Source organism: Pseudomonas sp. 1, assembly GCF_056626735.1.
On sequence record NZ_JBWXMQ010000001.1, the window covers coordinates 460,224 to 482,279 of the forward strand.

Annotated in this window: 22 protein-coding genes; 10 read left to right on the top strand and 12 right to left on the bottom strand. The window is 59.0% G+C overall.

Going from position 1 to position 22,056, the window contains the following annotated elements:
* Window positions 1–117 precede the first annotated feature (117 nt).
* Both AC1MDC_RS01965 and AC1MDC_RS01970 read left to right on the top strand, forming a co-directional pair.
* Window positions 118–1,494, top strand: a complete 1,377-nt coding sequence (locus AC1MDC_RS01965) for a pyridoxal-phosphate dependent enzyme (protein ID WP_480392394.1) — start codon at window positions 118–120, stop codon at window positions 1,492–1,494.
* On the top strand, window positions 1,491–2,669 hold the full coding sequence (locus AC1MDC_RS01970; protein WP_011334626.1) for a cystathionine gamma-synthase: 1,179 nt from the start codon (window positions 1,491–1,493) through the stop codon (window positions 2,667–2,669). The genes AC1MDC_RS01965 and AC1MDC_RS01970 overlap by 4 nt, the downstream gene beginning before the upstream one ends.
* Before the next feature lie 485 nt (window positions 2,670–3,154).
* Here AC1MDC_RS01970 and AC1MDC_RS01975 read toward each other — a convergent pair whose 3' ends face one another.
* Window positions 3,155–3,763: a hypothetical protein gene (locus tag AC1MDC_RS01975; RefSeq protein WP_480392395.1), complete on the bottom strand. Its 609-nt coding sequence runs from the start codon at window positions 3,761–3,763 to the stop codon at window positions 3,155–3,157.
* Window positions 3,764–4,090: 327 nt separating this feature from the next.
* Between AC1MDC_RS01975 and AC1MDC_RS01980 the strand changes: the two genes are divergently transcribed.
* Window positions 4,091–4,405 carry a hypothetical protein gene (locus tag AC1MDC_RS01980; protein ID WP_234205534.1) on the top strand — a complete coding sequence of 105 codons (315 nt, stop codon included), beginning with the start codon at window positions 4,091–4,093 and terminating at the stop codon, window positions 4,403–4,405.
* Between the two features lie 60 nt (window positions 4,406–4,465).
* Window positions 4,466–4,774, top strand: coding sequence for a YecR family lipoprotein (yecR, locus tag AC1MDC_RS01985; RefSeq protein WP_234205536.1), 309 nt, complete (start codon window positions 4,466–4,468; stop codon window positions 4,772–4,774).
* Here the strand turns inward: yecR and AC1MDC_RS01990 are convergent.
* Window positions 4,746–6,383, bottom strand: coding sequence for an ATP-binding response regulator (locus AC1MDC_RS01990; RefSeq protein ID WP_480392396.1), 1,638 nt, complete (start codon window positions 6,381–6,383; stop codon window positions 4,746–4,748). The genes yecR and AC1MDC_RS01990 overlap by 29 nt on opposite strands.
* Window positions 6,384–6,497: 114 nt before the next feature.
* Here AC1MDC_RS01990 and AC1MDC_RS01995 point away from each other — a divergent pair, with 114 nt between their 5' ends.
* Complete coding sequence (locus AC1MDC_RS01995; protein ID WP_480392397.1) at window positions 6,498–7,103, top strand: LuxR C-terminal-related transcriptional regulator; 606 nt, start codon at window positions 6,498–6,500, stop codon at window positions 7,101–7,103.
* 6 nt (window positions 7,104–7,109) lie between these two features.
* Here the strand turns inward: AC1MDC_RS01995 and AC1MDC_RS02000 are convergent, their stop codons facing one another.
* From AC1MDC_RS02000 to AC1MDC_RS02025, 6 genes are all read right to left on the bottom strand, one after another.
* On the bottom strand, window positions 7,110–7,274 hold the full coding sequence (locus AC1MDC_RS02000) for a rubredoxin (protein ID WP_065259824.1): 165 nt from the start codon (window positions 7,272–7,274) through the stop codon (window positions 7,110–7,112).
* A 17-nt stretch (window positions 7,275–7,291) separates the two neighbouring features.
* Entirely contained in the window at window positions 7,292–7,630 is a 339-nt protein-coding gene (locus AC1MDC_RS02005) for a hypothetical protein (protein WP_085703661.1), read from the bottom strand.
* Window positions 7,631–7,644: 14 nt separating this feature from the next.
* Window positions 7,645–8,358, bottom strand: a complete 714-nt coding sequence (locus AC1MDC_RS02010) for a hypothetical protein (protein WP_480392398.1) — start codon at window positions 8,356–8,358, stop codon at window positions 7,645–7,647.
* Window positions 8,359–8,385: 27 nt separating this feature from the next.
* Window positions 8,386–9,108 (bottom strand): hypothetical protein, encoded by a 723-nt coding sequence (locus tag AC1MDC_RS02015; RefSeq protein WP_480392399.1) that lies wholly within the window; start codon window positions 9,106–9,108, stop codon window positions 8,386–8,388.
* 28 nt (window positions 9,109–9,136) lie between these two features.
* On the bottom strand, window positions 9,137–10,462 hold the full coding sequence (locus AC1MDC_RS02020; protein ID WP_480392400.1) for a saccharopine dehydrogenase C-terminal domain-containing protein: 1,326 nt from the start codon (window positions 10,460–10,462) through the stop codon (window positions 9,137–9,139).
* Window positions 10,463–10,842: 380 nt separating this feature from the next.
* Complete coding sequence (locus AC1MDC_RS02025; RefSeq protein WP_480392401.1) at window positions 10,843–11,841, bottom strand: bile acid:sodium symporter family protein; 999 nt, start codon at window positions 11,839–11,841, stop codon at window positions 10,843–10,845.
* Between the two features lie 84 nt (window positions 11,842–11,925).
* On the opposite strand from AC1MDC_RS02025, the gene AC1MDC_RS02030 reads away from it, so the two are divergent.
* Together AC1MDC_RS02030 and AC1MDC_RS02035 are read left to right on the top strand one after the other, a co-directional pair.
* On the top strand, window positions 11,926–12,714 hold the full coding sequence (locus AC1MDC_RS02030; RefSeq protein ID WP_085698295.1) for an AraC family transcriptional regulator: 789 nt from the start codon (window positions 11,926–11,928) through the stop codon (window positions 12,712–12,714).
* 138 nt (window positions 12,715–12,852) lie between these two features.
* Window positions 12,853–14,565, top strand: a complete 1,713-nt coding sequence (locus AC1MDC_RS02035; protein ID WP_480392402.1) for an amidase — start codon at window positions 12,853–12,855, stop codon at window positions 14,563–14,565.
* Window positions 14,566–14,601: 36 nt separating this feature from the next.
* Here the strand turns inward: AC1MDC_RS02035 and AC1MDC_RS02040 are convergent, their stop codons facing one another.
* On the bottom strand, window positions 14,602–15,633 hold the full coding sequence (locus AC1MDC_RS02040; protein WP_480392403.1) for a Dyp-type peroxidase: 1,032 nt from the start codon (window positions 15,631–15,633) through the stop codon (window positions 14,602–14,604).
* Window positions 15,634–15,742: 109 nt separating this feature from the next.
* Here AC1MDC_RS02040 and AC1MDC_RS02045 point away from each other — a divergent pair, with 109 nt between their 5' ends.
* Window positions 15,743–16,720: a TerC family protein gene (locus AC1MDC_RS02045; RefSeq protein WP_085698293.1), complete on the top strand. Its 978-nt coding sequence runs from the start codon at window positions 15,743–15,745 to the stop codon at window positions 16,718–16,720.
* A 37-nt stretch (window positions 16,721–16,757) separates the two neighbouring features.
* Here AC1MDC_RS02045 and AC1MDC_RS02050 read toward each other — a convergent pair whose 3' ends face one another.
* Window positions 16,758–17,858 carry a polyamine ABC transporter substrate-binding protein gene (locus AC1MDC_RS02050; protein ID WP_085703592.1) on the bottom strand — a complete coding sequence of 367 codons (1,101 nt, stop codon included), beginning with the start codon at window positions 17,856–17,858 and terminating at the stop codon, window positions 16,758–16,760.
* A 252-nt stretch (window positions 17,859–18,110) separates the two neighbouring features.
* On the bottom strand, window positions 18,111–19,517 hold the full coding sequence (locus tag AC1MDC_RS02055) for a purine-cytosine permease family protein (RefSeq protein WP_480392404.1): 1,407 nt from the start codon (window positions 19,515–19,517) through the stop codon (window positions 18,111–18,113).
* Window positions 19,518–19,842: 325 nt separating this feature from the next.
* Here AC1MDC_RS02055 and AC1MDC_RS02060 point away from each other — a divergent pair, with 325 nt between their 5' ends.
* Entirely contained in the window at window positions 19,843–20,328 is a 486-nt protein-coding gene (locus AC1MDC_RS02060; protein ID WP_085703594.1) for a flavin reductase family protein, read from the top strand.
* Between the two features lie 67 nt (window positions 20,329–20,395).
* Entirely contained in the window at window positions 20,396–21,439 is a 1,044-nt protein-coding gene (locus AC1MDC_RS02065; protein ID WP_480392405.1) for an LLM class flavin-dependent oxidoreductase, read from the top strand.
* A 59-nt stretch (window positions 21,440–21,498) separates the two neighbouring features.
* Here the strand turns inward: AC1MDC_RS02065 and AC1MDC_RS02070 are convergent, their stop codons facing one another.
* On the bottom strand, window positions 21,499–21,975 hold the full coding sequence (locus AC1MDC_RS02070) for a hypothetical protein (protein WP_480392406.1): 477 nt from the start codon (window positions 21,973–21,975) through the stop codon (window positions 21,499–21,501).
* Between the last annotated feature and the right edge of the window lie 81 nt (window positions 21,976–22,056).

Here is a 22,056-nt window from a genome sequence, read left to right on the forward strand (position 1 = left end):
GAAATGGCAGCATTTACGGCCGTTTAAAGGTTGCGACAGCTCAGGTCTGGGCCTATGTTGCACGCGAGCTTTTTCCCCGCGAATGGAACGCGATCAACACCACAAAGAGGTGAAGAGATGTCAAAGGATTCACGCCCTGCCGTACTTGGGCTGATCGGCAATACGCCGCTGGTAAAAGTCACCCGCTTCGATACCGGTCCCTGCACCCTGTTTCTCAAACTCGAATCACAGAACCCCGGCGGCTCGATCAAGGACCGCATCGGCCTGGCCATGATCGACGCCGCTGAACGCGACGGTCGCCTGCAACCCGGCGGCACGATTGTCGAGGCCACCGCCGGTAACACCGGTCTGGGCCTGGCCCTGGTCGGACGCGCCAAAGGCTACCGCGTCGTGCTGGTGGTGCCGGACAAAATGTCCACCGAAAAAGTCCTGCACCTCAAGGCCATGGGCGCCGAAGTGCACATCACCCGCTCCGATGTCGGCAAAGGCCATCCCGAGTATTACCAGGATGTCGCCGCGCGTCTGGCCAAAGACATTCCCGGCGCCTTCTTCGCCGACCAGTTCAACAACCCCGCCAACCCGCTGGCCCACGAGTGCAGCACCGGGCCGGAAATCTGGGCCCAGACCGAGCATGACCTGGACGCCGTCGTGGTCGGTGTCGGTTCGGCCGGCACGCTGACCGGCCTGACCCGCTTCTTCAAACGCGTTCAACCTGATCTGGAAATGGTCCTGGCCGACCCGGTCGGTTCGGTAATGGCCGAATACAGCCGCACCAAGCACTTGGGCACCGCCGGATCCTGGGCGGTGGAAGGCATCGGCGAGGACTTCATTCCGTCGATCACCGATCTGTCGAGCGTGCGCAGCGCCTACTCGATCAGCGACGAAGAAAGCTTCGATCACGCGCGCCAGCTGTTGAAAGCCGAAGGCATTCTCGGCGGCTCGTCCACCGGCACCCTGCTCGCCGCCGCGCTGCGTTACTGCCGCGAGCAGACCGAGCCGAAACGCGTGGTCAGCTTCGTTTGCGACACCGGCACCCGCTACCTGTCGAAGGTCTACAACGACCAGTGGATGACCGATCAGGGCCTGTTGCAGCGCAAACGCTACGGCGACCTGCGCGACCTGATTGCCCGTCGCTTCGAAGACGGCAAGGTCGTCAGCGTCGGACCGGACGATACGCTGATGACCGCGTTCCAGCGCATGCGCCTGGCAGACGTTTCGCAACTGCCGGTGTTGGTAGATGGCAAGCTACTGGTCGGCGTGATCGATGAATCGGACATTCTGGTGCGCGTGCACGAAAACGCCTCGCTCTTCAGCAAACCCGTTTCCAGCGCGATGACGGACAAGTTGCAAACCCTCGCCCCCGGCGCCACGCTGGCTGAACTGGAAACCGTGCTCAGCAGCGGCCTGGTGGCCATCATCGCCGACGCTTCAGGCTTCCACGGCCTGATCACTCGCGTCGACATGCTCAATCAATTACGGAGATCCCTGGCATGAGCCAGCACGACAAGAACGCCCGTCAACAAGGCTTCGCCACCCGCGTGATCCACGCCGGGCAAACGCCGGACCCGACCACCGGCGCGCTGATGCCGCCGATCTACGCCAACTCCACCTATCTGCAAGACAGCCCCGGCGTGCACAAGGGTTTCGACTACGGCCGCTCGCATAACCCGACGCGTTTTGCTCTGGAGCGTTGCGTGGCGGATCTGGAGGGTGGCACCCAGGCGTTTGCCTTCGCTTCCGGGCTGGCGACGATTTCCACCGTGCTCGAACTGATCGACGCCGGCTCGCACATCGTCTCCGGCAATGACCTGTATGGCGGCACGTTCCGCCTGTTCGACAAGGTGCGCCAGCGCAGTGCGGGGCATCGTTTCAGCTACGTCGATCTGGCCGATCTGTCGGCGTTCGAAGCCTCGCTGCAGGACGACACGCGCATGGTCATGGTCGAGACCCCGACCAACCCGCTGCTGAGCCTGTCCGACCTCGCCGCCATCGCGCGCATCTGCAAGGCGCGCGGGATCATCTGCGTGGCCGACAACACCTTCGCCAGTCCATGGATCCAGCGTCCGCTGGAACTGGGTTTCGACATCGTGCTGCACTCGACCACCAAATACCTGAACGGTCACTCCGATGTGATCGGCGGAATCGCGGTGGTCGGTGACAATCCTGCGCTGGCCGAACGCCTGGGCTTCCTGCAGAACGCCGTTGGCGCCATCTCCGGCCCGTTCGACGCGTTCCTGACTCTGCGCGGCGTGAAGACCCTGGCACTGCGTATGGAGCGTCATTGCAGCAACGCTCTCGAACTGGCGCGCTGGCTGGAGCAACAGCCGCAGGTCAAACGCGTCTACTACCCGGGCCTGGAATCTCACCCGCAGCATGAACTGGCCAAGCGTCAGATGCGTGGTTTCGGCGGAATGATTTCCCTGGATCTGAACAGTGATCTGGCGGGCGCCCGGCGCTTCCTGGAGAACGTGCAGATCTTTGCGTTGGCCGAAAGCCTTGGCGGCGTGGAAAGCCTGATTGAGCACCCGGCGATCATGACTCACGCGACCATTCCGGCCGAAACCCGTGCCAAGCTTGGCATCGGTGACAGCCTGGTGCGTCTGTCGGTGGGCGTCGAGGATATCGAGGACCTGCGTGCGGATCTGGCGCAGGCGCTGGCCAGCATCTAACCCGCAGAAACGTCAAAGCCCGCACGAAGCGGGCTTTGGTGTTCGAGTAGGCGGCCAGTGCTGGTCTCTGGCTTACGAGGTTTCTCAGGACTCCCACAGTACAGGCAATATGCTCTGCTGCTTCACACGGCATAAGGGCTGGAACCCAGCGCGGGGTTCTTTCTAACCGTGTACCCTTCGGAACGCGCCCAACGCTTCCTCGCTATCCGCTTGCGCATCAGTCTGCGTCTTCGCCTACATGCTTGAGCCTAGCAAACACGCTGCATTGCGCTACGCGGTTTTTAGACTGATTGTTTTCTAGCGCTGCCCTGCAAGGAAGTTAACCGACTATCGCTTTCACGGCCCGTAAGCCTGCCTCCCGCCAAGGGCGAACTATACTTTTCAGCTGGCTGTCCAGATTTCCTGTAAACCATCGACACCCGTGCACCCTGCGGTGCCCTGTGCCACTCACCAATCTGGTTGACCCCGGGCCGACGAGCCTTCCGTCAATGATCAAAGATCGAATGACGGATAAAGCTCGGTTGCTGTGTGGCTGATGGGGCGTGGAGAAAATCATGAAGCACACGCTTTGGCCGGGCCTCGTCCTGGCAGTTGCGGCAACGGTGGCAGTGCCCAATGTCTGGGCTGCGAAGGCGCAGGCATTGGCGTCGGATGGGGCGGATCATGTGGGTGCGCGAGCGGTGGCTTCCGATGGATCGGATCATGTTGGCGCTGGCGCCGTTGCTTCTGACGGCGCGGATCACGTCGGCGCGGGCGCCGTTGCTTCTGACGGCGCGGATCATGTCGGCGCGGGTGCCGTTGCTTCTGACGGCGCGGATCACGTTGGCGCAGGTGCCGTTGCTTCTGACGGCGCGGATCATGTCGGCGCGGGTGCCGTTGCTTCTGACGGCGCGGATCATGTCGGCGCGGGTGCCGTTGCTTCTGATGGCGCGGATCATGTCGGTGCAGGTGCCGTTGCCTCTGACGGCGCGGACCACGTCGGCGCAGGTGCCGTTGCCTCTGACGGCGCGGACCACGTCGGCGCAGGTGCCGTTGCTTCTGACGGCGCGGATCACGTCGGCGCAGGTGCCGTTGCTTCTGACGGCGCGGATCACGTCGGTGCAGGCGCGCTCGCCGCCGATGGCGCAGACAAGGTCGGTGCCAGCCGACTCGCCTACTCCCGCGCAGGCGTCGGTTCGGACCAGGTGGCTTCCGCCCTCATGAGCGGCAGCTATTCCGACCAGTTCAACAGCCCTCAATAACCGCTATCGGCGCAACCAGCCTCCCGCTGGTTGCGCCGCACTAGCACATTTGTGCTAATCGACCACCCCGTTCCCTGGCGTTATATTCCCTCGCAACCCCCGACACTCCCCAACATTGCCGCTGCGCAGTGCGCGGGATCGTTGTGCCTGGAAAAACAACAACACCAAGGAAGAAACACCATGAAACTACACGCCAGCCTCGCCAGGATCACAGTCCTCGCTACCCTGCTTCTCGGCGCCAGCGGTTGCCAGACCGCCAAACCCACCGAAGACAGCATGCGCGAACGCGCCCAGACCGTCATCGGCCAACCGGTCACCAGGATCGGCAACATCCGCAATGACAGCACGCTGACCTACTACACCGCCTACACCGCCGCCGGCGAATACAACTGCGAGTTGCCCAGTGGCGCGATCATCGCGGTGGCCAGCATGGGCATCATGACGCCTCCGCTGTCCTGCCTGCCCAAAGGTGCGTCGCCGATTCCGTACCAGTAATCCGGCGCAGAAAAACCGTCTTAGTGCCTCCTCTCACCCGGTAAAGGATTCCGCTTGATCATGAAAACACTCATCGCCACCCTCACCCTCGCGGCCGTAGCGCTCACTGGCTGCGCCACCCCCAAACAATGGGAAGCCACCGGCGGCAGCAAGACCGATGGCGTTGTCCAGGTTTCCTATGAACTGGGCCAGTTCGAAAGCGGGCAAACCTCCGCCGCTCAAGGGTTGGCCGCAGCTGAAGGCCGTTGCAAGGTCTGGGGCTACAAGAGCGCCGAAGTATCAGGCTCGGAGAAAAACATCTGCCGCACCATGGGCCAGTACAACTGCCTGCAAACCACCATCACGCAGGACTATCTGTGTAAGCGCTGACAGCTTCGGTCTGCCGGTCGCGCAGCGCACGCAAAGTCGCGCGCAGCTCGGCCGGGCGTACCGGCTTGGACAGAATGGCGATCTGCCGATCATGCAGGGCCGCCTGGATTTTTTCGATGTCATGCCCGGTGATGATCATGGCCGGTACTGCATAACCCCGCTGACGACGAACCTCATCAATGCACTCGATGCCGGTGCTGTGGGAGCCGAGGTCATAGTCGGCAACGATGATGTCGCAGTCCGTGACCAGACCCTGCCCGCTCAGCTCGGCCTGCACGACGCAGCCCCAACGCTCGAGCAACGCTGAAGTCGCCAGCAGAACGTTGCGATCATCCTCCACCAGACACACCTTCAACCCCGTCAGCAACCCGATTTGCCGAGGCTCCTCTCGATTGACCGGCATCTGCGGCGGCGCCAGCGGCAGCCCATGCAAGGTCACCGCCGTGCCATGCCCCAGCCGTGAGCGGATCGCGACATCGACACCGATCAACTGCCCCAGACGCCGGACAATCGACAGCCCCAGGCCCACGCCTTCAACGTCTTTGTCACGCAGCTGGCGAACCCGATAAAACTCTTCGAACACCTTGGGCAAATGCTCTTCGGCGATCCCGTTGCCGCGGTCATAGATCGAGATGGCCAGTCCCGCGCCGCGCTTGCGCACACCGATCAGCACCGGCCGGTGTGCACCGTATTTGAAGCAGTTGGAGAGCACATTCTGGACCATGGTCGCGAGCAACGCCGGATCGGTACGCACCCAATGTTCACAGCGCCGCAAGCGTAACTCCACACCCGCCCAACGTGCGGCTTCGGCGTTCTGGCGGATCAGATCCGCCAGCCATTCGCCCAGTTCAAGCGTCTGCAGGCGGGGCAGAATCCGCCCGTTATCGAGGGTGTAGAGATCGAGAATCGAGCGAAACAGCTGCGACACGTTGAGCAGCGAACGGTCGATGCTGTCCACCAGCCGCCGCTCCTCTTCGCCCAGCCGCGACTCACGCAGACACGCGGTAAACAACCCGATGGAGTGGATCGGCTGACGCAGGTCATGACTGGCCTGGGCCAGGAAACGCGATTTTTCCAGATTGGCAGCCACCGCCTCTTCCGATGCCTTGCGCGTGCGCTCCAGCAGCAGGTGCGCATACACCGGAATCACCGTGCTGGTGATCATCAGCATCAACACCATGAACGGTTGCGCTTGCCAGTACGGCGTCAATCGATAGACCGCCAACAGCGCGAGCAATGCCAGCACCGTGGCGATCGCCAGGTAGCGCGAGCCGTAACGCATGCCGTTGCCGAGATTGACCCAGACCATGACGGCGTAGATGGGCAGCGCCGCCTCGCCGCCGACCACCAGCCCGAAACTGGTGCCGGTGTAATCGTGGAGCATGCCGAAAATCCGCCGCGCCGGATAATGCCCCGGCCAGCGCACGATGGCCTGGCGCAGCACAACGGAGGCCAGCAAAAACAGGGCAATGTAGGTGACCACCGGCAGGTAAGTATCGAAGCGCTGGCCCGGCAAGAAACCGAGCACGGCCATGTAAACCAGCGCGATGCTGGCGATGATGATGCGCAGATTGGCCTGGTCGAGCTCGGTGTTCTTTTCGAACTTCATGGCGGAACGTCCTTGTGCGGCAGGCGTCATAAACAGCACGAATCAACAGGCAATGCCTTCGCCCGGTGCTAAGGTGCATGCCGTGAGAAATGCTGACCCAGGGAGGGTTTTGCCATGGCGTGCCGAATCATCATAGCCGACGATCATCCGTTGTTTCGCGAAGCGCTGCTGCGCACCGTCCAGCGTCTGCTGCCCGACGCCCTGATCGAAGAAGCCGGCGACCTCGACACCGTGCTCGCCCTGCTGCCGGCCGGCGATGAGCCCGACACCTTGATCCTCGACCTGCGTTTTCCCGGACTGACCTGTGTCAGCCAGCTCGCGGAACTGCGTCGGCGCCTGCCGAGAACCACGCTGATCGTGGTGTCGATGGTCGATGACGAAGTGCTGATCGGCGAAGTCATGGCCGCCGGTATCGATGGTTTTATCGGCAAGAACATCGCCCCGGACGAGATCGGTCAGGCAATCCGGGCGATTCGTGAAGGTGAGGTTCTGGTGAAATTCGCCCCGTCCGGCCTGCTGCCGCTGGACACCGGCACCGCCCTCACCCCGCGTCAGCAAGAGGTATTAAGGCTGATCGCCCAGGGCAAGACCAACAAGGAAATCGCCCGTGAACTGGACATTTCGCCGTTCACGGTGCGGATTCATGTGTCGTCTTTGCTGCGTACCTTGAACGTACCGTCACGAGCCGCAGCGGCGGTGAAGTACAGTGGGGCGGGCTGACAGCCGTTATTCGAAATCCTCCTTGGGCATCTGACAATCGGGGCACAGCCAATCGTCATGCACGTCCTCCCAGGGGGTACCCGCCGCGATCCCGTTCTGCGGATCGCCCACCGCCGGATCGTACTCATATCCACATACCGTGCAGGTCTTGATAGCGTCTTGCGTCGACATAAACAATCTCCTTTTGCTTAAAGTGCCACGGTTGAAATCAGTCCTGCTGCGCCAAGCAGGAAACCGATCAACGCTCCCCGCTCTGGCAATTCGCGAAGCATGGCGTAGATGACGATCGGTTCCAGCACCAGCAGCAACGTCAGGGAAGCGACCGTCACGACCCAGATATTGCCTGTCCCCTGGTAGCCCAGCCAATACGCCAAAATCAGGCTGATGCCGGCGATGCAGATCAAGAACATGGGCTTTAAGAACATGGACGGTGTTTCCATGACCCGACCCGGAAGTTTCGAGGCGTAAACCTCACTGTAGATCGTCAGGATCTCGCCAAAGACCATCAGCACGAGAGCCACGACGATGTAATATTCCTTCTTCACAGTGACCTCTTTTGCAGTATGGAGAGAATTTCATCAATCACGGCACCACCAACCTCATCGCTTTCAAGCAAAAAGTGCGGCCCGTCGTGATCGAACAGAAACGTGCTTTTGTAAGCCTCCCCCTCGAAACCCGCGATCGCGTTCAACACGTCCTCGGCCTGATTAAGCCTGTCGGCATGGAAGGTCTTGAGGATCTTCACCGCATTGCCGAAATGAATCGCTTCATCGGCGATCAGGTTCTTGATCCAGCTGTTGAAGCCTGAATGACCGAAATCCTGATAAAAGGTGTCCTTCTTGTAGGTCTTGACCGAGACATATTCGTCATAGGCAAACAGCAGCAACAGATTGAACTCACTCGACAAGATGTCTTCCAGACCTGAAAAGTCGCCGACCCGGTGTTTCAGTGCATTGACCAGTTCAGCTTCCCCCGTACCGAAAACCAGCCGGTTCAGTTCAAAGAAGCCGTCCGCATGGTTGCGTTCATCCGCGTACCAGAAATCCAGGTACTGCACGAAATATGGCGAAAACTCCCTGCGTTTCGGATAGAGAAAGTTGTAAAGATTTATGGAGTCGTATTCGGAAACGAGGTCGGCCATGAAAAACTCCCGGAACGACGCATCGATGCCCGGATTGACCCACCCGCTGGAACTGATGTCTTCAAAGATCGCCCTGGAACTCCAATTACGCTTTTTCAGAAACGCCGCTTCCATGTCCCACCTTCCTTGTGCCTGACGCTGTCACTCACTGAACTTCTTGATGATTGCCGGAATGATCATGTCCTTGATCTCGTGTTTGGCAATCGGTAAGTCCGGCGCATTGTGATCCAGAACAAAAGTTCCCGTGTAACTGGGCTTCTCGAAATCGATCTGGAATATCTCGTCCAGAATCGCCGGAATCTCATCCATTCGATGGGGAAACAGCTCTCTGGCTTTCTTTACAAACGAAAAGAAGTGGGTGACTTCATCTTTCTTCGTCTTGCGTATCCAGGCGGATAACTGTTGAGAGTCGAAACGATCATAACTTTCGATACTTCGGTGATAGACATGCGTCGTGATGATCTCGTCGTACGCCAGTGTCACCAGGAGTTTCAGCGGGTCGGCAGCTATCGACTCGATGATACTGAAGTCGGGCTTGCGAAGTTCGACACTCAACGAGACTTCGTCAAAAGGAATGCGGGTATAGGCTGCGTAGATAAGCGCAAACCCATAAGCATGATCGATTTCATCCTTTAGCCAGGGATTGAGCACATCCTGCAGACTCGCGAAGACCTGCGGATAGTTCGCTTCCAGATACCAGTACAGACGTCGGGCATCGTATTCAGTGATCACCGAGTCAAAGAAGATCTCTTTCCATTCCTGCCATTGCGAATCTTCCAGTTCTACCGGCGGGAACCTGAAGCCAGACAGAACGGCTGAAGCTTCTGGAGTGGTACGCGTTACCGATCCGATGGACATCGACATACATTCATCCTTGATTTTGACAGTGGAATTACACCAGGAAGTGATTGAACGAGAGGGAATCTGACGCATTTGTCGGACGCCAGTCGATCTGCTGACAAACGATCGGCTGCCAATACGTCTCGGCGATGTCGTAAACAAATTTCCAGTCCAGCGCCTCACTTTCCAGTACACCCGCTTGCGGGTGAGCCTGCGCCCATGCCATTCCTGCAACGATGCTCGACACGACTTGCAGGCTGGTGGCGCTGTTGTGCCGGGCCATGTTCCTCGCTTTGCCGATAGAGAGGTTCGACCCCATCCACATTGACGGGTATTTATCGCTGATCAGAAAAACGCCCAATTCGTCGATGCCGGAGAGGATGTTTTCTTTCAGCACCTCCTTGGAAAGAACACGCTCTTCATTTCCGCCAGTCAACAGACTCATCGACTCCACGGCCTGATCACAAGGGTGATAGGCGTAATAGACGGTAGGCCGGTAGGCATCACCCAGAGTCAGGTACTCGGCGATGGACAACGATTCGTTGTGAGTCAGCAAATAGCCGGTAAAGTCCAGACAGTTCGGCGACCAGCTCTTGACCCTGATTTCACGCCCCTGCTCTTTCAGGGCCAGCGCATAACCGTTCAACGTCGCGCCCTCAGGCACTTGAGTTTCATGACTGCCCCAACCCATTTCAGCAGGTTGCAGACATTCGGTTATCAAGCCGTCCACAGACCAGGTGCACAGGAAGTGACCCGATGATCGTTCGACATTGGCGAATTGAGTATCACGTTCCGATATCTGTATGACCCGGATGCCCAGTTGCCGGGACAATCCTGCCCAGTCCTGTTGCCGGGTGCCGTCAAAAGTGATGCCGTTCAGGGCGGCCATATGCGTCAGTGCCTTTTTTAAAAGCACAGAAATGAAACCGGGATTGGCCCCATGCGCCACGATCGCGGTAGCGCTTTCACGCGGTCGATCGCTGGAGAAGTACTTCAGACTTTCGCGCAACGAGAAATTGCTCGTCAGATTCGAATCCTGCTCGGCGCTGTACTCCCAAGGTTCTATGCACGTGTCGAGATACAGGGACTGGAAGCTCTGAGCCAGCGCAATCAGCGCCTCACTCGAAACCGACACTGCCAGATTCAGCAGAAACGTGTCTTCATTCAGGTGATGCCCGATCACCTCCTTGAAGTTTCGCGGCGTTATCAATTTTCTGATCAGACATGCCGAATACTCATCGGCAATCGACTGCCTGACTTCATCGACTGTTTTATCGAAAATAATGATTTCAGCGTCGTATCGCGTAACCAACAACGGCATCAAAGCCTGGGCAATACTGCCAAAACCGACAATGACGATCCGGTTTATTTTCTTCATGTGTAGAGTCCCTGCCACAATTCCGTTTCCAATCCTGGAAACACAGTCAACCGCTTGAGTCGCCGTGTGGCGTCAAGATGATCTTGGTTTTCTGGAAGATGAACTATCGGCTATTCAGCGACCGTTCATGAAAATGAAGAAGAGGGAATTTCGCTGTCCATAAATCCCTGCGCAGCTGAACTTCTTGTCCAGGCTTGTATTGATTTGAGATTGGATCCTAAACACGCAGCGATAGCGTTACAACCGCCCTGCGGGAGTTTTTTCAATATATTTCAAAGCATATTTCGAGTTTTCATTTCTCTGACAAACACAACTTGTTGATTATCCTGAAATAACTCGAAAGCCGGCGGCGCTCGTCACGAGCACCACACATGTCTGCCTTACGGATCCACTTGCGCCATCAACGCCTGAACAGTCTCCTGTCGCTTCGCATAGCGCTGCGCCAGCACCGCACAAACCATCAATTGAATCTGATGGAACAGCATCAGCGGCAGAATCAGCACACCGATCGCACTCCCGGCAAACAACACCTGCGCCATCGGCACACCGGTGGCCAGGCTTTTCTTCGAGCCGCAGAACAGGATGGTGATGCGGTCTTCCTGACTGAAACCAAATGCCCTGCCCAGCAGCGTGGACGCCAACAGCACCAGCGCCAGCAGAATGCAACAGACCACTACCAGCCCCAGCAGGTCGATCACCGGAATCTGGTGCCAGATACCCTCGTTCACCGCCTCGCTGAACGCGCCGTAGACCACCAGCAGAATCGAGCCCTGATCGACGAATTTCAGCCAGTTCTTGTTGCGACCGACCCAGGCGCCGATCCAGCGCCGAGCGATCTGACCGGCGATGAACGGCAGCAGCAATTGCACGCTGATTTTCACGATCGCGTCGAGGGTCGAGCCGCCGTCGCCGTGGACGTTGAGCAGCAGCGTCACCAGCAGCGGCGTGAGGAAAATCCCGAACAGACTGGACGCCGCCGCACTGCAGATCGCCGCCGGAATATTACCCCGCGCCAGCGAAGTGAAGGCAATCGCCGACTGCACCGTGGCCGGCAGCGCACACAGGTAAAGCATGCCCATGTACAGCTGATCACCGATCAGCGGTGACAACAGCGGCTTGAGCGCCAGACCCAGTAGCGGGAACAGGACAAAAGTCAGACCGAACACCAGCAAATGCAGGCGCCAGTGGCCGGCGCCGGCGATGATCGATTCCCGCGACAGCTTGGCGCCGTGCAGGAAAAACAGCAGCGCAATCGCAATGTTGGTCAGCCAGCCGAAACCGGTCGCGACCTGGCCGCTGGCGGGCAGGAAGCTGGCCAGCAGCACCACGCCGATCAGGGTCAGGGTGAAGTTGTCGGGCAAAAAGCGTGGGCGCGTCATGGTTTGTTCATCCGGGGGTTGCCAGTACGTGGAAGCGACTCTAACGTGACTGGAAATTACCGACTAACGCCGAAGAACCCACAGATGCCGCCAAAAGGACACGACAAGAGCGTCAGACGCAGCATTCCCGGGTTACCCAGCCTGCCGCGTCCGCTGTACGGGCGCACTGAATCACTGCCCAATCGCGCGCTGACCCGCCGTCACAGTCATCCGTGGGTGCAGTTGTCCTACGCGATCCAGGGCGTGCTCGAAGTGCAAACCGCCGTCGGTCGTTTCGTCGCACCACCGGAACGGGCGGTGTGGATTCCGGCGGGCGTGCCGCATCGAGTATTCAGTTCGCCGCACACGGAAATGCGCAGCCTTTACATTGATTGCAGTGTCGCCAACTGGGCGCCCGAGCGTTGTCATGTACTCGGCGTCAGTGATCTTTTGCGGGAGCTGATTCGGGCCTTCAGTCAGATACCTGTCGAGTATGACCAGAGCGGCCCGCACGGGCGTTTGGCCCAGGTGATCCTCGATCAACTGGCCGATGCCCCGCCTATCGATCTGATGCTGCCATTGCCGCAGGACAGTCGCTTGCGCCAGATTTATCAAAGTCTGGAGCAACATCCGGAACAGCAGACCACCCTGGCGCACTGGAGCGAAAAATTCGGCGTAACCGAGAAAACTCTGACTCGGCTGTTCCTGCGCGACACCGGTTTGACCTTCCGCACCTGGCGTCAGCGCCTGCGTCTGTTGAGGGCGCTGACGCCGCTGGAACGTGGCGAACGCGTCACCGACGTGGCTTTGGCCTGCGGTTACGACTCGACGTCAGCGTTTATTGCGGCGTTTCGCCAACAGTTCGGTGAAACGCCGGGTGAGTTTTTCCGATGAAATTAACAGATATTTATCGACTTTGTGCATGCCATTGGGCAAATTTCAGGGTAGAGTTTCGCCCATCAAGAATCTTTGACATCTTTCGACGATAACAATGATCAACCACCCTTTAGCGAACCTGTCGGCGGTAACAGCATGATCGAAGTCACTGAAGTTTCCATTGCCCAATTGCGCGCCGCGCTCGAATCCGGCCAGACCACAGCGGTTGAACTGGTGCAGGCCTACCTGGCGCGCATCGACGCCTTTGACGGCCCGGATACCGCCACTGCCCTGAACGCAGTAATCGTGCGTAACCCTGACGCACTGAAAGAAGCGCAGGCCTCGGACGACCGTCGTGCCAAGGGGGAAACCCTCGGTCCGCTGGACGGCATCCCTTATACCGCCAAGGACAGTTATCTGGTCAAAGGCCTGACCGCCGCGTCCGGCAGCCCGGCCTTCGCCGATCTGGTGGCCCAGCGCGACGCGTTCACCATCGAACGCCTGCGTGCGGGCGGCGCGATCTGCCTGGGCAAGACCAACATGCCGCCGATGGCCAATGGCGGGATGCAGCGCGGGGTCTATGGCCGTGCCGAAAGCCCTTACAACGCCGACTACCTGACGGCTCCCTTCGCTTCCGGCTCGTCGAACGGTGCCGGTACCGCCACCGCTGCAAGCTTCTCGGCATTCGGTCTGGCGGAAGAAACCTGGTCGAGCGGTCGCGGCCCGGCATCCAACAATGGCCTGTGCGCCTACACGCCATCGCGCGGGGTGATTTCGGTACGCGGCAACTGGCCGCTGACGCCGACCATGGACGTGGTGGTGCCATACGCCCGCACCATGGCTGACCTGCTGGAAGTGCTCGATGTGGTGGTCGCCGAAGACACCGACACCCGAGGCGATCTGTGGCGCCTGCAACCCTGGGTGCCGATCCCGAGCGTCGCCTCGGTTCGCCCTGCTTCCTATCTCGAACTCGCGGTGAAAAGTGATGCACTGGCCGGCAAACGTCTGGGCGTACCGCGCATGTACATCAACGCCGACCCCGAGGCCGGCACCAGCGAAGCACCGGGCATCGGCGGCCCGACCGGGCAGCGCATCAACACCCGCGCCTCGGTAATCGATCTGTGGAAACAGGCCCGTCAGGCCCTTGAGGCCGCCGGTGCCGAAGTGATCGAAGTGGATTTTCCACTGGTCTCCAACTGCGAAGGCGATCGTCCGGGCGCACCGACCGTGTTCAATCGCGGCATCGTTTCGAAAGAGTTCATGCACCACGAACTGTGGGACCTGTCGGCCTGGGCGTTCGATGATTTCCTGCGCGCCAACGGTGATCCGAAACTCAATCGACTGGCGGACGTCGACGGCCCGAAAATCTTCCCGCACGACCCCGGCACACTGCCCAACCGCGAAGGCGACCTCGCCGCCGGCATGGACGAATACGTGCGCATGGCCGAGCGTGGCATCACGCCGTGGGATCAGATCCCGACCCTGCCGGACGGCCTGCGCGGCCTGGAAAAGACCCGCAAGCTCGACCTCGAAGACTGGATGGATCGCTTGGGCCTCGACGCCGTGCTGTTCCCGACCAACGCCGACGTTGCCCCGGCTGACGCCGACGTCAACCCGGCTTCGGCGGACATCGCCTGGAGCAACGGCATCTGGGTCGCCAACGGCAACCTCGCGATCCGCCACCTCGGCGTACCGACCGTCACGGTACCGATGGGCGTGATGGCAGACATCGGCATGCCGGTCGGCCTGACCTTCGCTGGTCGCGCCTATGATGATTCGACGTTGCTGCGCCTTGCTGCGGCGTTCGAGGCGACCGGTTCGAAACGACGGATACCGCCACGTACGCCAGCACTGGCGACAGGCAAGTAAATGCAAAACGGCGGGATCAATTGATCCCGCCGTTTTTTATCGCTCTGCCAGCTCTTCCAGCAAATCCGCCGAAGGCACGAAGAACAGACTGCCCGTGACGGCCGTGCTGAAGTCCAGCAAACGGTCGTAATTGCCGGGCGGCTTGCCAACGAACATGTTTTCCAGCATCTGCTCCAGCGGCTCCGGGGAGCGCGCGTACCCGATGAAGTAAGTGCCGAATTCGCCTGCCCCTGGCCGGCCGAACGGCATGTTGTCGCGCAGGATCTTCACCTCTTCGCCATCCTTGGTGATGGTCGTCAACGCACTGTGGGAATTGCTCGGTTTGACTGAGTCGTCCAGTTCGATATCGGACAGTTTGGTACGCCCGATCACCCTCTCCTGCGCCTCAACCGACAATTCGTTCCAGGCCTTCATGTTGTGCAGATACTTCTGCACCAGCACGTAACTGCCGCCACTGAACGGCTGATCTTCATCGCCGACCAAGGTGAAATGCTCGGCTTTGCGGCCGACCGGATTTTCCGTGCCGTCGACGAAACCGATGATGCTGCGCATGTCGAAATAGCGGAAACCCTGCACCTCGTCGGTCACCGTCACGGCGCCGTCCAGCGCCGACATCAACTGCGTCGCCAGTTCGAAACACAGGTCCATCTGATCGGCTCGAATGTGCAGCAGCAAGTCGCCAGGCGTGGAAACAGCCCGCCGTCCTTCTACACCGAACTCGCGAAAATCATGCAGGAACGCGGGGCGTGGACTGCTGAACAGTCGATCCCATGCGCTGGAAGAAAATCCGCACACGCAGGACAGATTTCCCGATGGAACGCGCTTGCCGACCGAGCGCGTCAGGCCCGCGATATCGGCGCACCAGCCACGGACTTTTTCAGCGGCCTCGGCCTCGGCGTTGAGAGTGGCCACGATGAATATGGCAGCGCTGGTGATCGGGCTGCAGACGGCTTGAGGATCTGGCGTGTCGATGATCGTGACTCCCGAAGTGGTGAACTGGCTCGACAGCGAGGTTAGCAAAGAAGCGTTGAACGAAGTATTACCCGCGCCTGCCCTGTCGTCCGACATTTCGTTTTTAACGAACAATACCCACGAAATAAACGATTTTTCTTTGTCGGAAGGCTCCTACTAGGATGGCCGCGTCTACCCCGAAAAACATAACGACAGGGAGAACTGCATGCACCCCATCAACATCGGCGAACCCTGGATGTGGGTCGCCTTCATCGTTTTTGTCCTCGCTATGCTGGCCGTCGACCTGTTCGTCTTCGGTGGGCGCAAGGCGCATCGGGTCTCTGTGCGGGAAGCCTCATCCTGGGTGATCGCCTGGTGCATGCTGGCGATGGCCTTCGCCGGGTTGCTCTGGTGGTATCTGAACGGCGAATTCGGTCCCGACATCGCCAAGGTCAAGACCCTGGAATTCCTCACCGGCTATTTGATCGAACAGTCGCTGTCGATCGACAACATGTTCGTGTTCGTGATGATCTTCAGCTACTTCGCCGTGCCGCCGGAGTTGCAGCGCAGGGTGTTGCTGTACGGCGTACTGGGAGCGATCGTGATGCGCGCGGCGATGATTTTTGCCGGGGTGTGGCTGGTGTCGCAGTTTACGTGGCTGCTGTACGTGTTCGGTGTGTTCCTGATCATTACCGGGATCAAGATGTTGATGTTCGCCGATCAGCAGCCAGATCTTGAAAAAAACCCGATCGTGCGTTGGGCCCGTGGACATTTACGCATCACCAATAGCTTCCACGGCGAGCGCTTTTTCGTGTTGCAAAACGGCGTGCGCTGGGCCACGCCGATGTTTCTGGTGCTGGTGCTGATCGAGGCCAGTGACCTGATGTTCGCGGTCGACAGCATCCCGGCGATCTTCGCGGTGACCACCGACCCGTTCATCATTTTTACCTCGAATATCTTCGCGATCATGGGCTTGCGGGCGCTGTACTTTCTTTTGGCAGACATGGCCGACCGCTTTCATCTACTCAAATACGGACTGGCGCTGGTGCTCGTGTTTATCGGTGGGAAGATGACGGTTATGCCGTGGTTTCACATGCCGGTGGAGTGGTCGCTGGCGATTGTCGGCGGGGTGATTCTGACATCGGTGTTGCTGAGTCTGATCCTGACGAAGGACAAGTCGCCCGAGGAAAGTCAGGCGAAATAATGGCCGAGGGAGCGAATTCGCTCCCTCGGCTTTTAACCTATTTATCGGATTTGATGCTGGTCCACACCCGGGTCCGCACCCGCTCCAGCTTCTGAGGCAACGGCTGCACCACGTACAGTTTCTTCAGCGCTTCGCTGGTCGGCGTCAGGTTGGGGTTGCCAGTGATTTCCTTGTTGATCAGCGGCAGCGAATCCTTGTTGGCGTTCGGGTAGCCAAGAAAATCACTGATCGAGGCGATGACCTTCGGATCGAGCAAGGTGTTGAGGAACTCGTGGGCTTCTTCAACGTTCTTCGCGCTCTTCGGAATGGCGAAGGTGTCGAACCAGATCGGTGCACCTTCCTTCGGCAAGCGCCAGTCGACCACCACGCCGTTTTTCGCTTCTTTGGCGCGGTTGCCGAACTGGTAGAAGCTGCCGGAATAACCGATGGCCACGCAGATGTCGCCGTTGGCGATGTCGGTCATGTACTTGGCCGAGTTGAAGTAAGTGACGTAAGGGCGAACCTTGAGCATCAGGTCCTTGGCTTTCTCATAGTCGGCCGGGTTCTGGCTGTTCGGATCGAGGCCCAGATAATGCAAGGCCAACGGCAGAATTTCCGATGGGGAATCGAGCATCGCCACGCCACAGGATTTCAGCTTCTCCATGTTCTCCGGCTTGAACACCAGATCCCAACTGTCCACCGGTGCATTCTCGCCGAGCGCAGCCTTGACCTTGGCCGGGTTAAAACCGATCAGCACCGTACCGACCATGTAGGGCACGCCGTACTGGTTACCGGGGTCGTTGGCGTCGAGCAACTTGAGCAACGCCGGATCCTGGTGACTCCAGTTCGGCAGCTTGGACTTGTCGAGTTTCTGGAACACGCCGGCCTTGATCTGGGTCTCGAGGAACTGGTTCGACGGCACCACCAGGTCGTAGCCGGAGTTGCCGGTCAGCAGCTTGGCTTCGAGGGATTCGTTGGTGTCGAAGGTGTCCCAGGTCACTTTGATGTTGCTTTTGGCGGCGAAGTCCTTGGGCACCGACGGCAGAATGTAATCCGCCCAGTTGTACACCCGCAGTTCGCGCTGTTCGGCCTGCACGGCGCCGGCCAGCAGCGTCAGCCCGCAAACAGTGGCGCCCAGAATGCGTTTCATCGTGACCATATTGTGTTTCCCCGAATGCAGCGTGAGTCGATGGTTTTTATGTTCTGTACACGGCAGCGGCTGTCAGATCAGCCAAGGGCAAGGAAGGTGCAGCATTTTGTTGTGGCTTCGATTCTTCCTGACAGCGTAGACGCAGCACAGTAGCCCATTGGCCAAAAGGGGATCGAAATGGCCAATTTGCGTGACCGCCGGGATGCGGAAACAACAATGCCCGACAAAGTGCCGGGCATTGTTTGAGAAGACTGCAGAAGATCAATCAGTAAAACCCAACCGCGCCGCCCTGCTCTGCTGGGTCTGGCCACGGGTCGCCAGGCAGTAATACAGCGGGCAGGTGACGATCAGGCCGACCAGCCACGACAGGTCCGCGCCTTCCACCAGATTGGCGTACGGCCCGACATACAACGATGTATTGGCGAACGGCAGCTGCACGATGATGCCGATGAAGTAGGCAATGATCGCGTGCAGGTTGAAGCGCCCATAAATGCCGCCGTCGGCGCGGAAGATCGAGGCGATGTCGTAACTTCCGCGCTTGATCAGATAGAAGTCGATCAGGTTGATCGACGCCCACGGCACCAACACCAGCAGCAGCGCCAGAATCAGCCCGATGAACTCGGAAATGAAATCCGCCGATGCCCCCAGCGCCACCACACAGCAGCCCGCCAGCACCACGCTCGACAAGATCACCCGCACCTTGATGCTTGGCGTCCACTGGCTGGCGAAGGTCTGAATCGAGGTGATGATCGACAGCACCGCGCCATACAGATTCAGCGCGTTGTGGCTGATGATGTTGAGCAGGAACAGCACCATCAGAATCGGCCCCAGCCAACCGGTGGACTGCTTGACCGCCGCCATCGCTTCGGTGCCTTCCGGCGTCGCCAAAACCGCCACTGCGCCGAAGGTGAACGACAGAATCGTGCCCAGGGTGGCGCCCAGATAAGTCGCGATAAAGGGTTTGCCGATCCCGATGTCCGCCGGCAGGTAACGGGAATAGTCGGAGACATAGGGCGAGAAACTGATCTGCCAGATGATCCCCAGCGACACCGTCGCCAGCCAACCGGACAGATTGAAGCTGCCTCGGGTGAAGAAGTCCGCCGGTAACTCATGGGCAAAGATGTAGATGAAACCGGCCAGCAGCGCACTGCCCATCACCCAGGTGCCGATGCGGTTGAGCGTGTGGATGAAGTTGTAGCCGATCACGCCGATGGCGGTGGCACTGAGGGCGCCGATCAGGATGCTCATCGGCGCCGGTACCGACGGCGCAATGCCGACGATGGACTTGCCGGCCAGCACAATGTTGGAAATAAAGAAGCCGATATAGATGATCGCCGCGAAGAACACGATCAACAGCGCACCGTAACGCCCGAACTGGCCCCGACTCTGGACCATCTGCGGAATGCCCATGCGCGGGCCTTGCGCCGACGCCAGGGCGATCACCACGCCGCCGATCATGTGCCCCAGCGCAATCGCCAGCAGCCCCCAGAACAGGTCGAGATGAAACACCTGAACCACCATGGCGCCGGTGACAATGGGCAGTGGCGCAATGTTGGTGCTGAACCAAAGGGTGAAAAGGTCGCGGGCCTTCCCGTAGCGTTCTGCGAGTGGGACGTAGTCGACCGTGTGATTCTCGATCAACGGATCTTGCCGGGACATCTGGGACATAAAAATGAACTCGATTGGGTCTGTTCTTATCGTTGTATGAAGCCAAACCGGGGGTGCTTCTTGGCCGCCCCTCAGATGCAGACCATATTATGGTATTCCAAACTTTTCACAAGACTGATCCGCTTTTTGCGACGGCATCTGATCCGGCATCCTCCCTGATAGCCAGCGTTCACGGCTAGAGCAAAGCCCTGTAAATGCTGACTTTCCGACGGATGAACCACGTTTATCGTTTCACCAAAAAAGCGCTTGCAATCGATGTATTACGGTATACCATCAGACCCACAAACGAATAAAAACACGCTTCACCGCACTCGAGGATTGACCAATGATCGATGCTGCCGTCTACAAACAAGTCATGGGCTCGTTCCCGTCCGGCGTTACCGTCATCACCACGCTGGATGACGACGGCCAGATCGTCGGCCTGACCGCCAGCGCCTTCAGTTCGCTGTCGATGGACCCCGCCCTGGTGCTGTTCTGCCCCAATTACAGTTCCGATTCCTATCCCGTCCTGATCAAGAACAAACGCTTCGCCATTCACGTGTTGTCCGGCGGTCAGCAAGGCGAAGCCTATGCGTTCGCCCGCAAAGGCAAGGACAAGGCGCAGGGCATCGAGTGGACGCTGAGCGAACTGGGCAATCCGATCCTGGCCAACGCGACAGCTATCATCGAATGTGAGCTGTGGCGCGAATACGAAGGCGGCGACCACGCGATCATGGTCGGCGCGGTGAAAAACCTTATCGTCCCTCAGCAGGACGCCGGCCCGCTGGTGTATTGCCACGGCAAGATGGGCGCCCTGCCTGCCTTCGCCTGATCCGCACGATTGCACTTAAACAGGCCGGCAAGCGACCGGCCGACCACAAGAGATTCGAGGTAGCGTCATGAAATTTTCCCTGTTCGTACACATGGAGCGCTGGGACGAAAGCGTCAGCCACCGTCAACTGTTCGAAGACCTGACCGAACTGACGTTGATGGCCGAGGCCGGCGGTTTCAGCACCGTGTGGATCGGCGAACACCACGCGATGGAATACACCATCTCGCCGAGCCCGATGCCGCTGCTGGCCTACCTCGCGGCCAAAACCACCACCATTCACCTGGGCGCCGGCACCATCATCGCGCCGTTCTGGCATCCGCTGCGGGTCGCCGGTGAATGCGCGTTGCTCGATGTGATCAGCAACGGGCGGATGGAAGTCGGCCTGGCGCGTGGCGCCTATCAGGTGGAATTCGACCGCATGGCTGGCGGCATGCCTGCTTCCAGCGGCGGCCAGGCGTTGCGGGAAATGGTCCCGGTGGTGCGCGCCCTGTGGCAAGGCGACTATGCCCACAACGGCGAGATCTGGAAATTCCCTACTTCCACCAGCGTGCCGAAACCGGTCCAGAAGCCCAACCCGCCAATGTGGATCGCCGCCCGCGACCCGGACTCGCACAACTTCGCCGTGGCCAACGGCTGCAATGTGATGGTCACGCCGCTGATGAAAGGCGATGAAGAAGTCCTCGACCTGAAGAACAAGTTCCAGACGGCGCTGGACAACAACCCGGATGTGCCGCGTCCACAATTGATGGTGCTGCGTCATACCCACGTGCACTCGGCGGATGACCCGGAAGGCTGGAAGGTTGGCGCGAAAGCCATTTCACGTTTCTATCGCACGTTCGATGCGTGGTTCGGCAACAAGGAAACTCCGGTTAATGGCTTCCTCGCCCCGAGCCCGGAAGAGAAATTTGCCGGCCGGCCGGAGTTTGAACTGGAGAGCCTGCACAAGACCGCGATGATCGGCACGCCGGAAGAGATCATTCCGCGTATCAAGTACTACCAGGAACTGGGGGTGGATGAGTTCAGTTTCTGGTGCGACAACAGCCTGCCGCATGCGGAGAAGAAGAAGTCGCTGGAGCTGTTTATCAAGCATGTGGTGCCGGCGTTTAGATAGACCTGCCACCCGACATATGAAAACGCCCCGAGATGTTCGGGGCGTTTTCATTTGGGTTTTCAAGGCAACGATGGCTCTGTTGGATCAGGCAGAAAGAAGCGCGCTGTCAGCCAGCATGTCGCCATCGACGTGAGGAACAGCACGACCATTCCGAACATTTCATCGGAAAAGGTCGCTCCCTTTACATCCGATACAACGGCTAGGACAAACGGTGTCACCCATAAAGTCGCCAACGCGGCGCCCGTCAGTGCAATTATTGAGCAGGCTCGGTTCGTCCGTTTGACCTTCATCAGTGCAATCACCATTGCGAACACCAAAAACGGTACAAGAAATATCACCTCGGCGAGCAAGGGACCGAGGAACGGCATCAACATCAGCTCACCTCCCACAACCTCGCCCATCAGCCGAGGATTCATGGCCAGATGGAAGATCGTTGCAAGGGTCTTGATGATGCTTGCGATAAACCCTGGAACCAATGGACAGAGAAGAAAGGCAAGGAACACTTTCAGACGTGGGTATTTTTTTACTTCGCTCAAATCCTGGATCCTTTGCGCGCAAACCGGGACACACCATGTATCGAATTATCTCTGGGACACCCATAAACCTCGACTTGAGAC